The organism is Ktedonospora formicarum (genome assembly GCF_016587355.1).
GTDB lineage: Bacteria > Chloroflexota > Ktedonobacteria > Ktedonobacterales > Ktedonobacteraceae > Ktedonobacter > Ktedonobacter formicarum.
The window spans coordinates 1,076,390-1,091,202 of record NZ_BNJF01000002.1; the positions used below are offsets into that span (position 1 = coordinate 1,076,390).

A 14,813-nucleotide genomic window follows, 5' to 3' on the forward strand; every position below is an offset into this window, starting at 1 on the left:
GGGAGACGATGCGCCACCTACTTCGCCGCATCATCTTCTATGTAGCAGCGTTGTGGGCCTCGGTAACGATCAATTTTATTTTGCCCAGGTTGATGCCGGGCGACCCCGTTCAGGCGTATATCACTTCATTACGTGGGCAGGGGAATCTTACTGAGGCCGCCGTACAGTCTATTCGCGCGCAGTTCGGAGTCAGTGACGCGCCATTTTTGGTCCAATATTTTCAGTATCTAGGGAATCTTGTGCATGGCTCTCTGGGGACTTCAATTTCCCACTATCCTCTTAATGTGACGGCTGTGCTGGCCTCAGATCTTCCCTGGACGCTTGGTCTGGTTGGTGTTGCCTCGGTGATTAGCTTTGTGCTGGGAACGCTCCTGGGGATTGTAGTTTCCTGGCGGCGTGGCTCCATTCTGGATACAGTCGCGGCCCCATTGCTTACCTTCTTCTCCGCGATTCCCTACTTCTGGTTGGCGCTGGGTCTAATCTATCTACTGGCATTTCAGCAAAGCTTTTTCCCACTTGGTGATGGCTACGATACCCTGAGCGGCATTGTGCCCGAGTGGAGCCCAGACTTTATGTTGAGCGTTATTCAACATGCGATCCTGCCAGCAGCGACAATTGTCATCAGTTCCGTCGCTGGCTGGATGCTTGGTATGCGTAATGCGATGGTAACCACGCTCTCTGAAGACTATGTGCATATGGCGCGGGCTAAGGGCCTGACGGAGCGCCGGGTGATGATAGCATATGCCGCGCGTAACGCCATTCTGCCTAACATCACTGGCTTTAGCATGTCGTTAGGTTATGTCGTCGGAGGCTCGCTCTTGACCGAGATGGTCTTTTCTTATCCGGGCGTCGGCTTCGACCTTTTTAATGCTATTCACCATCTGGATTACAGCCTCATTCAGGGTATCTTCCTGTTTATCGCTGTCGCGATGCTAGCGGCGAACTTTCTGTCCGAAATCGCCTATATGTTGCTGGATCCGCGTGTAAGGAATGAAAGGGGCTAGTCGATGGGTCTTGAACCACAGATGCCGATATCCACGCGAGATGTGCAACAGCCTGTCGCGCCGGGCGTGATGACCTCAGCGGACGCGGCGGTAGTTCCAGCGCATAAGCAGAGTGCGTGGGAGACATTTAAGTCCGTTATTACAGCCAATCCCAGAATGCTAACGGGTTTCTGTATCCTTGGCTTCTTTGTCTTGCTTGGCCTGGTAGGGCCTCTCCTGGCGCGCTATGATCCTTCGACTCTCACCAATGACCTGTTTCAGGCCCCTAACGCGACACACTGGCTTGGGACTACGCCGAGGGGAGAAGATATCTTCTCACAACTGGCCTATGGAACGCGCACCTCGCTCCTTGTCAGCTTTGCCGCCGCAATTGGCTCGACACTGCTCTCGATGATTATTGGCCTCACGGCTGGCTACTTTAGTGGCTGGATAGATGATGTGCTGTCATTCATTACGAATGTGTTTCTGGTCTTGCCGGGATTGCCATTAGCAATTGTAATTGCGTCGTTCGCTGTCAAAGGTGTCTGGACTGTGATCGCGGTCCTTCTGTTTACCAGTTGGCCCTGGGGCGCGCGTGTCTTGCGCGCACAGACGCTCACGGTACGCCAGCGTGAGTTTGTGAGTGCGTCACGATTGATGGGTGAGAATCCCTTACGCATCATCTTTACTGAGATTCTGCCTAATGAGATCGCGATTGTCTCTTCAGGCTTCGTTGGTACCTTCATTTATGCCGCGCTCACCGAGGTCGCGCTTGAGTTCCTCGGTCTGGGCGATACAAGCAAGCCGTCATGGGGAGTCATCCTCTACTGGGCGCAGTCGCAGAACGCGCTACTCGCGGGTGGCTGGTGGCAGTTTATCCCTCCAGGCCTCTGTGTCGCGGTACTGTGCGCGGGTCTGACCTTTATCAATTTCGGCATTGATGAGATCGCTAATCCATCCCTGCGTACCGAGCGGGGGATGCGCAAATTGCTCAAACATATAAAGAAGACAAAAGCGATTATCTAGTGTGGCAGACCTGGATGGCACGGGCCATGCGAAGAAAAACGGGAGTTGGCATGAGTAGTATTGAAGAGATATACCCAATTTCGCGCGCCGATCTGGATCTAGTTCGGGCGTTCCCAAAAGGCTTTCTCTGGGGTGCGGCGACCGCGTCTTATCAGATTGAAGGTGCCATCAAGGAAGATGGGCGCGGTCCGTCTATCTGGGACGAGTTCTCGGCAACCCCTGGAAAGGTCTTCCAGGGACACACAGGTGAAGTGGCGACCGATCATTACCACCGTGTACCAGAAGATATCGTATTAATGAAGGAACTTGGCTTGAGCGCGTATCGCTTCTCTATCGCGTGGCCGCGTGTGCTTCCTCAAGGACGTGGAGCTATCAATGCCGCTGGACTGGACTTCTACGAACGCCTCGTTGATGAGTTACTGGCGCATGGTATTGCCCCGTTTGTGACACTCTATCACTGGGATTTGCCTTTGTCATTGCATAAGGTTGGAGGCTGGACCAATCGTGACACGGCCTATGCCTTCGCGGACTACGCCGATATCGTGACAAAACGCCTGGGAGATCGGGTCGCGAACTGGATTACACTCAATGAGCCCTGGTGTTCAGCCTATCTGGGATACGGTTGTGGCATCCATGCCCCTGGTATTCAGGATCGGCAGGCGGCCTTTGTGGCGGGACATCATCTCCTTCTGGCGCATGGCTTGGCCCTCCCTCGTATGCGCGCGAACATCAAGTCTGTCGCTCAGGTGGGCCTCTCGCTGAACTTTACGCCAACCTATGCCTCTGATGAGCGTGAGGAGACAAAGCGCGATACTGAACTGACAGATCTCTTCGTCAATCAGTGGTTTATCTCACCAATCGCGCACGGCCGCTATCCTGAGGGCCTGTTTGAAGCGTTGGAAGTTACTCCTCCACCTATGCAGGATGGCGATTTAGAGTTGATAGGCGCTCCTATCGACTTCCTGGGTGTCAATAATTACACTCGCGATGTGATACGTGGTGGTACTATACCGGCGCGTCCAGATGAGTCAGTAAAGGTCGGCCCTGTTCCTGGCGCTTGCTATACCGAGATGGGTTGGGAGATCCATCCGCAATCCTTCAATGAACTGCTGCTACGTCTATATCATGAATACGGCATGCAGGCGCTGTACATTACTGAGAATGGCGCAGCCTTCAAGGATACTTGGAATGGCGATGGGGTTGTACACGATCCTCGCCGTATCGCATATATACAAGAATACTTACAAGCCGCCGCTGAAGCGGTAGAGCAGGGTGTGCCTTTACGTGGCTACTTTACGTGGTCACTGCTGGATAATTTTGAGTGGGCCGAGGGATATAGCAAGCGCTTTGGTATTGTCTATGTCGATTATCAAACGCAGAGACGGATTATCAAGGATAGCGGTCATTGGTACAAAGCGCTCCTCAGTGCTCATCGAGATGCCTCAACGTTGTAAGGCTTGGAGGTAATATACATTATTTCCCCTCCGATTTTGCCGGTTTATGAGATGGCGCTTCCCTGGCAGTTTTACCCTGCTTTGGGAAGCGCTTTTTCTCTGTTTATCTTTGGTTATGAACTCTTCCTTTGTGAGGTGAAACCTTGCTCTACGCGACGTTGGAGCGCGAATAAAAGGAAGGGGATAACAATAACAAGGAGCCTGGATGCTCCCATGATAAAGAGCATGCTTGTCCAGGTTATCGGTGCGGTATATAGCGTGAGTGCGACTCCAATCATGGCTAACAGCGCTCCGAGAACCAGCGCAACCGAGGGCCAGAGAAGCCCGGCCTGTGCCTCGCGCCGCTCATGGGCGATGCCTTCGGTGAATTGCCAGCAGACAAGCAAGCTATCAATCAAGATCAGGGTGCCAATAATATGCCCTGGTTGGTTGAACCATGTTTCCGGAGATGCTGCGAAAAAGCGCAAGCTGATGGCAAAGGCGAATGTGAGCACAGCGCTTATCGCGACATACCAGTCGCGGACGACGCGAACGATATTGAATGTTTGATTCATATCATCATCCTCGTTAGCTCTGGAGCCCTCGTCGTTCGCGTATGCGGCGCTCGATGGTCGCGAATATGAATGTATCGATGGCGACCCCAATGGCGATGATGATGAGCATGACCGCCATGACCTGCGAGGCGTCGTTGAGATCGCGCCCGGTGTTGAGCAGATTGCCCAGGCTGAGCGTGATGTAGAGTAGTTCCGCTGCCATCAGCGAGCGCCATGCGAAGGTCCAGCCCTGCTTTAGCCCTTCTAGAATGGATGGTAGGGCGGCGGGTAAGATGACGTCAGTTGCCAGCGCGAGACCACGCGTGCCGAGTGAGCGCGCGGCCTTGAGATAGAGTGGTGGTGTGTTTTTGATACCGTTGACCACTCCCAGGGTAATTGAGAAGAGCGCGCCCATAACGACCACAAAGAGAATGGCCTCTTCGCCCAGCCCGAACCAGAGGACAGCGAGTGGTAGCCAGCACACGCTTGGGAGAGCCTGTAGACCCAGGATAAGCGAACCTACGGTCTCTTCCAGGAGCTTAAAGCGTCCGATGAGTGAGCCGAGAACAACACCAATGATTAGCGAGATGCCATAGCCGATGACAAGGCTTTGCAGGCTTGCTAAGGCTCCAAGCCCAAATTGACCACTCTGAAAGCCATCGGCGAGGGCTGCCAGGACTGTGAGCGGACCTGGCAAGGCATAGGAGGGCCAGATATTCAGGTTGGCGACGATATGCCAGACTAGTAAGAGAAGCGCGTAAAAGATGAAGCGCCTGAGCCAGGCACTGAGTACACTATAGGTTGAGCGCAGTCGTGTGGGTCGGGCGGGTGTAGGTATATTTGCTACGGCTCTAGCCATTACTTACCTCCTGTGGCACCTCGCCCATTGCCTCCTTGAGTACCGAGAGAATTTCGGCTGAGAGGTCGACGAGTCGATGATCCTCAAGTGAGCGTGGCCTGGGCAGGTCAATACGGAAGTCGCGCACAATCTCGCCGGGTCTGGGTGAGAAGACAACTACGCGGCCCCCAAGCGCTACGGCCTCATACACATTATGGGTGACGAAAAGAATAGTCTTGCCAGTTGAGGACCAGATGGCCTCAAGTTCCGCATACATGCGGTCGCGCGTTAGAGCGTCAAGCGCGCCGAATGGTTCATCCATCAGGAGTACCGAGGGATTGGTCGCCAGGGCGCGCGCGATTGCAACCCGCTGACGCATTCCGCCCGAGAGGTGGTGAATATAGCTTTTCTCGAAGCCGGTCAGATGTACAAGGTTGATAAAGTGTTGCGTGATTGCCGCCCTTTGCTGTCTCGGTACTCCAATCTGGCGCAGGCCGAATTCGATATTGCCGCGCACATCAAGCCAGGGGAAGAGGGCCGCTTCTTGAAAGAGCAGAACCCGGTCTGAACTAGGTCCGCTAACTATCTGCCCATTAGCCTGCACCTCGCCTCCGCTTGCTGTTTCCAGACCCGCGACAATACTGAGCAGCGTTGATTTGCCACATCCACTCGGTCCTACAAAACAGACAAACTCGCCCGCCTCCACGTCCAGGCTTACCGGGAGCAGTGCTTCAACGTCCTGGGTGCGTCCTCTATAGATTTTGCTTACATCCGTAATCCTGAGCGGAATACCGTTATGAGTGCGGTGCTCATCCTTTATAGAGTTCTGATTTTCTATAACTGTCGAGTGGTGAGGCATGGATAGTCTCCTCCCAACATGCGCTTTTGCTATCACGAACAACATGGAATGCCCATAGCTTGCTACGGCATGAGGGCTTTTAATAGCGTCCTCACACCGTAGTAATCGCTATGTGTATTATGGAACGGCGATGGGCTTTAGCCCTTTCGCTTTCAAGATCGTGTTGAGATCATTGAGTTGATACAGGTTCTTGAGATCGGGTTTCTCCTTCAGGAAGCCAAGCGCGTATGCCTGGTCAGCGGCCTGGAAGAGCGCGCTTGGCAATGGATCATAGGTGATATTGAGGTTCTGATACGCCTGATCAAGTACCTCCTGAGCTAGCCCCTTACCCGTGATGCGCTTGGTTTCGTTGTTCACAATCTTCTTCGCGTCATCCGGATTATTTTGAATATAGGTGACGGTATCGACGTGCGCTTCAAGGAACTTCTTTACGATATCAGGATGTTGGTCATAGAAGGCCTTGCGTACAACCACGTTGGTGGTAACGAATTGCCCATTAGGCCAGAGCGTGCGCTCATCGAGGAAAACCTTACCCTTGCCTTCGTCTACCAGACGCGTCGCCCAGGGTTCGGGAACCCAGGCACCATCGATTTTGCCTTGCTTGAAGAGATTCAGGATATTGGCATTGTCGGTTGGTACAACCTGGACATTGCCACCCTTATCTGAGGTCTTCAAGCCGTGCTGTTGCAAGTAGAAGCGCAACGCGACATCCTGAGTGTTGCCGAGCTGTGGTGTCGCAAGCTTTTTATTCGCGAGGTCGGCAGGCGTCTTAATGACTTGCGGATTGACAATAAAGCTTGCTCCACCGCTAGCGGCTCCAGCTATAACGCGTAGGGCGCTTCCTTTACTCTGGGTGTAACCATTAATAGTTGGATTGGGGCCAACATAGCCGATGTCGATGCTGTTGGCGAAAAGTGCCTCGATCAGTGCGGGACCCGCGTTGAACGTCGTTGTCTTGAGCGAAACCTTGTCCCCGAATGCCTGGGCGAATGTGCCTCTCTGCACACCTACGAGAGCCACGGCATGAGTGACGTTGGGGAAATAGCCAAGGTGAACAGTCACTTTGCCATTGCTATCAGCGCTGGCGGGATTGCTGCAACTAATGAGGCTCACGGCGAGCAGCGCGAAGAGCGCGAGCAAGCTCCAATACTTCGAGAGCGCGAGTTTCATATCGTGCGAAAACTCCTTAAAATAATCGAAGACTTAATCAGGCAACGGGTTCGCGTAAGGCATCGATCAGAATACGTGCGACCTCTGGTCGCGAGAACTCAGGTGGGGGTAATGTACCCTCGCGGAGCAACTGGCGTACTCTGGTTCCGCTCAAGGTGACGTGATGCTCGCTATCATGCGGACATGTTTTGTTCGATGCCATCGACTGGCAGGAACGACAGAAGAATGTGTTGTCAAAGAACATTGGTGTGATGCCAAGTTGCGCGGCATCGAATTCGGCGAAGATGTGTTGTGCGTCGTAAGTTCCGTAATAGTTTCCTACACCGGCATGATCGCGCCCTACGATGAAGTGCGAGCAGCCGTAGTTCTTACGCATGAGAGCATGGAAGATGGCTTCACGCGGTCCCGCGTAGCGCATCGAGGCAGGAAGAACACCCAGCAAGACGCGATTAGCCGGATAGTAGTTCGCGAGCAATACCTCATAGCAGCGCATGCGCACATTGGCGGGGATGTCGTCGCTCTTGGTGTCTCCGACCAGCGGATGTAGATAAAGTCCATCAACGGTTTCCAGAGCGCACTTCTGGATATACTCATGCGCGCGATGGACGGGATTGCGCGTCTGGAAGCCAACGATACGCTTCCATCCTCGCTCGACGAAGTGTTGACGAGATTGGGTAGGTGTGTAGCGATAGCGTGCGAAATGCTGCTCTTGCACTGCCAGAATACGCACTGGACCACCCAGGAGGATCTCGCCTTGTTGATAGATAACTCTGACGCCTGGATGGGCCTCATCCTCGGTGCGATAGACCTGCCGGGCTTCGTGGTGCTTGTCGTAGTGATACTTCTCCTGTAACGTAAGTACAGCCTGTACATCGCCTGTCTGGTCCACCAGAGCAATTTCCTGCCCCTCGTTGAGAGATGCGGCCTCCAGCTCATTTATTGAGAGTGTAATGGGAATTGACCAGGGGAGACCATTTGCCAGGTGCATATTGTTTACAACGCTGAGGTAATCGGCTTGCGTAAGAAAGCCCGTTAGGGGGCTATATGCGCCATTTGCGAGCTGTTCAAGGTCGGCTAGCTGGCGCGAACCAAGTACAATGTGGGGAAGGGTAGGCGCTCGTTCCAAAAGCGTTTCTCGTTCTTCAGGGGTTGCAAGATTGATGATCAGGCGACCACCATGAGGCGCGATCAGGCCATCTGTCATGTTTATACTTCCTTTGCTTATTCTTCTATAAAGAGTAAATACCGTTTTCAATCAAGCCTGGACTGGCTCTTCGAGATAGGTGGGATCGAGGTACCCTAGCTCAACAAGCTTGCTTACGAGGCGTTGCACACTCTCCGCGATTGTCTCTTTGTCTGTTTCAATGATAAGTTCGGGATGCTCTGGCTCCTCATAGGGATCATCTACACCTGTGAAATTCTTGATCTTCCCTTCATCAACCAGCTTGTAGAGACCCTTCACATCGCGTTGGCGGCACACATCGAGGGGACATTTAACATACACTTCTACGAAATTACCAATCTCCTGACGAGCCCACTCCCGTGCCTCACGATAGGGTGAGATGGCGGCGGAGATCGAGGCGGCTCCATTGCGCGTGAGGAGCCCACACACAAAGGCGATACGTTTGATATTCGTGTCGCGGTCCTCGCGGCTGAAGCCTAATCCTTTGCTGAGGTGTGTGCGTACAATATCTCCATCGAGAATTTCAACATTGCGCCCATGCTGCTTGAAGCGCTGCTCTACCGCCTCTGAAAGCGTGCTTTTGCCTGCCCCCGACAAGCCTGTAAACCAGATTGTGAAACCTGTTTGCCCCGTACTTACCATTGTGCTTGTGTTCCCTCTCGCTAAACAAACAATCAGCTAAAAAGTATAGGCCTCGTATAGTCGCCACTCTGGATCAAAGTTAAACTGTGTGATGCTATGCCTGGCAGTCTCACCGTTGGCGCGTCCGGGAAGAAGTGTGACGCGAGTGTTCTTTCCATCTACCAGAACCCAGGTGTTATGGTGTGGGTCATAGCTGCAATCCTGAAGCCAGTTTGTCTCGGCATCGACCTCTTCCACGACGCTGACGCTCTTGCCGTCAGGCTTGAACTGCGCGAGTAGCGCTTTTCCGTGAACGGTGTCTGCGACGGTGAAGTATTGCTCATCCAAAATGCGTACCGAGTGAGGATGATCCAGCCCTTCAAGTAGCGTCTCCCATCTGCCAGTTTCGCGGTCAATGGCGATAACGGTTCCTTGGTGGAAGAGGGTTGCCAGGATGCGACCGTCCGGCAATTCGGCGACCGAGTTGACATGTGTGGTTTGTTGGAGCGTGCCATATTTGATGTCGCGATGGTCGGCTCCTTTGTCTAGCTCGCGGATCTCACCAGTTGGCGTATGCGTAAAGCCATGATCGGTTGCCCACCATGTCCAGAGCACATCCCCTGCTGGACTAAATTCGATGAGCAGATCAAGACCGGTGCTGGCGACAAGATAGCCACTGCGTGTCCGCGAGAGCGAATGTAAAGCGTTGAAGAGCGGGGAACTGATGGCATCATAATGAATTGACTCTAAGTCAATGCCAACTCGGTGAATACCATTGAACGCCGTAACTAGCATATGCTCCTGGTCGTATGGAGTAATCCCGGCAGCCAGGCTCAGTGCAAGTTCCTTACGAGAAGCTCCCAGATCATCAATAAGGCAGAGCAAACCACCAGGATCTCCATCGGGTTTACGCATGCTCCCAATCACAGTTAGCGGGCATGAAGTCTGCTCCCGCGTCTCTTTCCAGTGCTTTTTCAAGCTAGAATGCTGAGTTGAAATACAACTGAGCAGCAGTTTCATGTCAACCTCTCATGTCGTTGTGCATATAGTCGGTCATCAATATGACCCACCTGGGACTTTTCATTTGACCTGTGTTATGACCGTTATACTTATGGAAAGATAGCCATTGTCGCCGATTAAAGTTGATTTAGTTGATCAACATAGTAGAGCGTCAATTTAACTATACCCTACGAACCTGAGCAATGTCAAATGCACGAAAAAGCAGATTAGCCACTAAGGAGCCTATCGCAACCTGAGTATTGCTAACGATGAAGATAGAGCGTTACGGCTACTTATGAGGATTGGTGGATGCTGCGAACATGCGTCGGTTATATAAAGAAAATGGAATATATGGTATAAGACATGTACATAGTGGGAGAATGGGTTTAATGGGGACTAGTGGTTGTATCCGGAGGCGTAGAGCCTTAATTGCTCCTCCTCCGGATGTAATTGACAAAAAGTTTTATATGTAAGCGCAGAGCTTAAGCCTGCGCAAGGCTGGCAACTCAATCGACCTGTGTATAATTTACAGTGTACCAGGCAAGTCATCCTGTGGTTGGAGTATTGGGGCATCGATCTGTACCGTATCTGGATATTTAAGGCCGCTGCCAGTATTCAGGAGGACAACTCGTTCGTCCTCTTTTATCCAGCCCTCAGCGCGCAAGCGCTCAGCCGCTACCAGTGTGGCGGCACCCTCGGGGCAGGCAAATAGTCCTTCGTGAGCAGCGAGTCGAGCCTGTGCCTGCAGCAACTCTTCATCGTCGACGGCGATGGCACAGCCATCAGTTGCGCGAACCGCTTCAAGTACGAGGAAGTCACCAAGTGCTTTGGGGACATTGATGCCAAAGGCAACGGTATGCGAGTTGGGCCAGAGTTGCGAATCGAGTTTACCATCGCGCCATGCCTCGACAATGGGTGCGCACCCTGTCGCCTGGACAGCTACCAGCCTGGGCAAGCGTTTCCCAATCCAGCCCAGGCTCTGTAACTCGCGCAGGGCTTTATAGATGCCAATAATACCCACACCGCCCCCGGTTGGATAAAGAATCACATCAGGTACGTTCCAGTGGAATTGTTCCGCGATCTCAAAGCCCATAGTCTTCTTGCCTTCGATGCGGTATGGCTCTTTGAGCGTTGAGGCATCGTACCACCCGTGAGCCTGCACCCCACGGGCGACAATCGCTCCAGCGTGATTGATTAACCCATTGACGAGAAAGAGCTGAGCTCCATTGATCGCGCATTCGTTGCGGGTGATCATTGGCGCGCCCTCAGGCATGACAATCACGGCCTTGATTCCAGCACGCGCTGAGTATGTCGCCCATGCTCCCCCGGCGTTGCCATTGGTTGGCATGGCGAGCGTTTTGACCCCCAACTCGCGAGCCCGTGAGACGCCCACGGCGGCTCCTCGCGCCTTGAAGCTGCCAGTTGGGATGACTCCTTCGTCCTTGACGTAGAGCCCTGGTATTCCTATGCTTTCTCCCATTCGTGGAACTGGTACCAGTGGTGTCATGCCCTCGCCTAGTGTGATGATACTCTCTGGCGCGCGAACTGGCAGCAGTTCATGGTAACGCCACAGTGAGGGCTCTCGCGTTTGAAGCTCTTCCTTGGTGAAGCCTTCACGCGCGGCTTCAAGATCATAACGAGCCAGGAGTGGCGAACCGCAGGTACATAAGTGTGCCTGGGTATCGGCATTGTAGGTTGCGTGGCAACGAGGGCATTCGAGGTGCTGTAGGTAACTGAAGGGCAAGTTGAGAACCATCCTCTCTATCTAGGCGTGTACATGAAATAGTATTGTCAATCTATCACACATACAACAAAGCTACACTATAGAGCAAGTGGAATAACCCGAAACGACATGGTGTTCCCTGGATAGAAGAAGCTGTCATTTTTGACGAAAGGGCTTACTATGCAAACCAATAATGAATCTTCAGTATCAACGCGTGAGCGAGTTGGATTGGCTCTGGCTGGCTCAGATACTGTGTCAGCGGTCGACGCGATTGGGAAGGCTGAGTCAGCAGGTGTGCGCCAAATTTGGATGACCCAATCCACCCCCTTACCCGATACACTGGGTATCTTTACAGCAGCGGCGATGAAAACAAGCAGTATTCGTATGGGGACTGCCATTGTGCCAACCTATCCCCGGCACCCTCTAGCTCTGGCGCAGCAGGCACTGACCATCGCTGATTTAGCTCCTGATCGCTTACGTCTGGGTGTTGGCCCGAGCCATCGTCCTGTGATGGAAGGCGTATATGGCCTCTCTATGGAGAGCCCGCATGAGCATTTGCGCGAATATGTAGCTGTGTTGCGCGCTCTCCTCTGGGATGGAAAGGTTGATTTCCAGGGAAAATACTACACTGTTAAATCTACATTTCCTCGCCCTCCACGTATTCCTATCCTCGTTTCTGCGCTACGCGAGAATGCGTTTCATCTCGCGGGTGAGATTTCTGATGGATCGCTCTCCTGGGTATGTCCGCCACCTTATCTGTTAGAGAAGTCTCTGCCAGCTCAGCGTGCTGGAGCTGCTGAAGTGGGACGCTCAGTGCCTCCCCTGGTCGCGCATATTCCTGTTGCGTTCAGCCAAGATAAGCAGGCTGTCCTTGCTGCTACTCGCCAGCAGCTAGGTCGCTATGGGAAGCTTCCCTTCTATGTGAAAATGTTCGCGAGCGCAGGCTTTACCATTCCGTCAAGTGGCGAACTACCGGAGGATCTAGTTGAGAGTTTGGTCCTCTCTGGCGATGATGCGACTATTGCTGAACGTGTGCGTGGGTACTTGGATGCGGGCCTGGATGAGGTTATGCTCTTCCCCATTACGATCAAAGATGTTAGTGCTGAACAGGTTCAGTTGATGCGCTTCATAGGGCAACTCTAACCTTCCATTATAGATTTGCGCGACAAGGTAGTATATCATCTTGTCGCGCAAACCTATGATAGTCGCAGACTACTTGTATAACTGGCGCAGCCTCTCCCGTTCAATCCCCTCAATGTCTGTGTTATCGCTCCACTGGTTGATGTTGCCTATGAGGCATTTCTCAGCTATCCGTTTCATTTCTGGGTCACTGATTTGCTCTACCAGTGAGCGTGCGAAGATCTCTCCATGAATGACTGGGAAGGGGCGGTCATAGAAGTCTGAGCAGTGTTCCGGTAGTGCATTTGTGATTCCCAGAGCATTATGCATGCGTGCCATTTGTTCATACGCTCGCGCTAGAGCCTCTGCGCGCTCCCGCCAGGAAACCGCCTGTTGAGCCTGCCAGAGTAGAGGAGAGAGCTCTGGCGCACATTGAAGGCGCTTGAAGGCTGTGCCAAACCACTTGGCATAAGGAGCGTAGTGCTTCTCCATCAGGAAGCCCAGATTCATCACGTCGCGAATCAGGCGCGTGCCGATGAGTGTTGACCCCAGCTCGTCTCCTACGTATCCTGAGCGGGCCATCAGATGCTCTTCCTGCCCGATTCTCTGCCAGCTCGCAGCCATCAGGTATAGCCAGATATCAGCAGGATACCAGGAGAAGCGCTTCCGTATCCTGGTAAGCTCTCCAACGCTATCATGATAGACTTCGCCAGCGGTGAGTTCGCCGAGAGCATGCGATGGAAAGGTTAGCCAGTCAGCGACCTCTAGTGGCTGGTTAAGATCATAGCCAAGCTGGACGCGTACAAAGTTGCGCACGGTGATAGGAATAACATGATGTTTGATTGGCCCTGTTAGTGGTCGCCTTGCGATTCGTGGCTCTTTTGACATAGTGAAAGCAACGGAGAAGCTGGCGAAGGTTGCTGGTAGTTTATGGCTTAGCATATCCGCGATGGCGTCACCAAGCTTCATGTCCTCCTCTTTGAGAAAGAGGAACAGGCGTGGACCCCAGTCATGATCGATTGACATCTCGGTGTCGAAGCCAAGGACTTCGCTTCCTGGACCGATCAGCGCAGTGGCATAGCGTAGGCTGGGAAAGGATGTGTCCAGCAGAGGGAGCACAGCCTCTTTATAGAAACGGCGGCTCAAGTCAATCCCTGTGATAAATGCAGGCATATCTACTCCTCTTGCGGCGGTGGTGACCGAAAGCATATGATAAAGTGCATGATTGTCGCGAGTATCGTCACTTCAGGAGATGTGTATGTTGTACCAAACGGAGGCCCCTGGCGATTGGGGCGAGATGCGGGCAACTCCAGGTGTGCGCGTAGGGACCGAAGAGCTAACTACACCCGATGGTTGCTCTCACTTTGTGCGTAGTTGGGTTACAGATGCGGAATGTGTCCTCCTGATTATGCATGGATTAGGTGGGCATAGCGCCTGGTATAACGATCTGGGAAACGTGCTCTCTCAACAGAGCATCACGGTCTACGCGCTGGATCACCGGGGCTTTGGACGCTCTGGTGGCATGTCAGGACACATCGACCGTTATATTACTTATGTTGACGATATTATCTTTGTGCTAGATACTATTCGCCAGCGCCATCCAAATGCGCGTCTCCACTTGCTTGGGCATAGCATGGGGGGCCTCTTCGCCGTTCATACAGCTACTCGCTATGGCTCAAAACTTTCTAGCCTGATCCTGCTCAACGCCTGGATTCAGGACACGTCAAGCATCCCTCTCTCTATCGCGCTTGGGATCGCCATTGGTGGTCTTATGCGCTCTCGCCGCTACTGGACAGTTGCCGCCGATACTCGTACCATGACCACCAATCCTGAAGCGATACAGATGTTGCAAGCCGATCCTCTCTGGGGGAAACGGCAGACAGCGAGTATGCTCTTCCAGGTCCTTATGATGCGCCTTGCCGCGCTTGGTAAGGCGAGTGGAATCAGCCTGCCTGCTCTGGTGATTCAGGCTGACGACGATGCCGCCGTTTCTATCCAGACTAATCGAACTCTCTTTGAGCGTCTTGCGAGCAAAGATAAGAACTGGAAGAACTATCCAGACTACCATCATGACAGCCAGTTCGAAGCGGACCGCTCCCAAATGGACGCCGATCTCGCCTCCTGGCTTCATGCTCATAGCTAGCCATTCATTTGCCTGAGCGTAGGCGCCTGAGATGCTCAGATATCACATAACACCAACTCAGTCTGAAGAGGAATTATGTGGCGGCGAAGCTAGCCGCCGCATAGGCGGCGCTGGCAAATGCTTTTCAGAACAAGCTGCCAAGAGGTCGTCCTGGCGAATGTC

The 14,813-nt window shown here is 53.0% G+C and carries 14 protein-coding genes; 5 read left to right on the forward strand and 9 right to left on the reverse strand.

What is annotated here, in order from left to right:
• Window positions 1-8: 8 nt before the first annotated feature.
• Genes K3T82_RS23470 through K3T82_RS23480 form a run of 3 tightly spaced genes read left to right on the forward strand, consistent with a single transcriptional unit; the run spans window position 9 to window position 3,463 of the window.
• The gene (locus K3T82_RS23470) at window positions 9-1,004 is read left to right on the forward strand and encodes an ABC transporter permease (RefSeq protein WP_220195983.1); all 996 of its coding nucleotides are present in this window, start codon (window positions 9-11) and stop codon (window positions 1,002-1,004) included.
• A gap of 3 nt (window positions 1,005-1,007) precedes the next feature.
• Window positions 1,008-2,009, forward strand: coding sequence for an ABC transporter permease (locus tag K3T82_RS23475; protein WP_220195984.1), 1,002 nt, complete (start codon window positions 1,008-1,010; stop codon window positions 2,007-2,009).
• 50 nt (window positions 2,010-2,059) lie between these two features.
• Complete coding sequence (locus K3T82_RS23480; RefSeq protein WP_220195985.1) at window positions 2,060-3,463, forward strand: GH1 family beta-glucosidase; 1,404 nt, start codon at window positions 2,060-2,062, stop codon at window positions 3,461-3,463.
• Window positions 3,464-3,576: 113 nt separating this feature from the next.
• Here K3T82_RS23480 and K3T82_RS23485 read toward each other — a convergent pair whose 3' ends face one another.
• From K3T82_RS23485 to K3T82_RS23520, 8 genes are all read right to left on the reverse strand, one after another.
• Window positions 3,577-4,017 carry a hypothetical protein gene (locus K3T82_RS23485; RefSeq protein ID WP_220195986.1) on the reverse strand — a complete coding sequence of 147 codons (441 nt, stop codon included), beginning with the start codon at window positions 4,015-4,017 and terminating at the stop codon, window positions 3,577-3,579.
• 13 nt (window positions 4,018-4,030) lie between these two features.
• The gene (locus K3T82_RS23490) at window positions 4,031-4,855 is read right to left on the reverse strand and encodes an ABC transporter permease (protein WP_220195987.1); all 825 of its coding nucleotides are present in this window, start codon (window positions 4,853-4,855) and stop codon (window positions 4,031-4,033) included.
• Entirely contained in the window at window positions 4,848-5,693 is an 846-nt protein-coding gene (locus K3T82_RS23495; protein WP_220195988.1) for an ABC transporter ATP-binding protein, read from the reverse strand. Before K3T82_RS23495 ends, K3T82_RS23490 begins: the two co-directional genes overlap by 8 nt.
• A 117-nt stretch (window positions 5,694-5,810) precedes the next feature.
• On the reverse strand, window positions 5,811-6,863 hold the full coding sequence (locus tag K3T82_RS23500) for an ABC transporter substrate-binding protein (protein WP_220195989.1): 1,053 nt from the start codon (window positions 6,861-6,863) through the stop codon (window positions 5,811-5,813).
• A gap of 37 nt (window positions 6,864-6,900) precedes the next feature.
• The gene (gene sat, locus K3T82_RS23505; RefSeq protein WP_220195990.1) at window positions 6,901-8,067 is read right to left on the reverse strand and encodes a sulfate adenylyltransferase; all 1,167 of its coding nucleotides are present in this window, start codon (window positions 8,065-8,067) and stop codon (window positions 6,901-6,903) included.
• Between the two features lie 51 nt (window positions 8,068-8,118).
• Entirely contained in the window at window positions 8,119-8,688 is a 570-nt protein-coding gene (gene cysC / locus K3T82_RS23510) for an adenylyl-sulfate kinase (RefSeq protein ID WP_220195991.1), read from the reverse strand.
• 36 nt (window positions 8,689-8,724) lie between these two features.
• Window positions 8,725-9,687 (reverse strand): aryl-sulfate sulfotransferase, encoded by a 963-nt coding sequence (locus K3T82_RS23515; protein WP_220195992.1) that lies wholly within the window; start codon window positions 9,685-9,687, stop codon window positions 8,725-8,727.
• A 505-nt stretch (window positions 9,688-10,192) separates the two neighbouring features.
• On the reverse strand, window positions 10,193-11,410 hold the full coding sequence (locus K3T82_RS23520; RefSeq protein ID WP_220195993.1) for a threonine synthase: 1,218 nt from the start codon (window positions 11,408-11,410) through the stop codon (window positions 10,193-10,195).
• Between the two features lie 159 nt (window positions 11,411-11,569).
• Here K3T82_RS23520 and K3T82_RS23525 point away from each other — a divergent pair, with 159 nt between their 5' ends.
• Entirely contained in the window at window positions 11,570-12,532 is a 963-nt protein-coding gene (locus K3T82_RS23525) for an LLM class flavin-dependent oxidoreductase (RefSeq protein ID WP_220195994.1), read from the forward strand.
• Between the two features lie 69 nt (window positions 12,533-12,601).
• On the opposite strand, the gene K3T82_RS23530 is transcribed toward K3T82_RS23525, so the two are convergent.
• Window positions 12,602-13,681: a DUF4037 domain-containing protein gene (locus K3T82_RS23530; RefSeq protein WP_220195995.1), complete on the reverse strand. Its 1,080-nt coding sequence runs from the start codon at window positions 13,679-13,681 to the stop codon at window positions 12,602-12,604.
• An 85-nt stretch (window positions 13,682-13,766) separates the two neighbouring features.
• Here K3T82_RS23530 and K3T82_RS23535 point away from each other — a divergent pair, with 85 nt between their 5' ends.
• Window positions 13,767-14,651, forward strand: coding sequence for an alpha/beta fold hydrolase (locus K3T82_RS23535; RefSeq protein WP_220195996.1), 885 nt, complete (start codon window positions 13,767-13,769; stop codon window positions 14,649-14,651).
• Window positions 14,652-14,813: the final 162 nt, after the last annotated feature.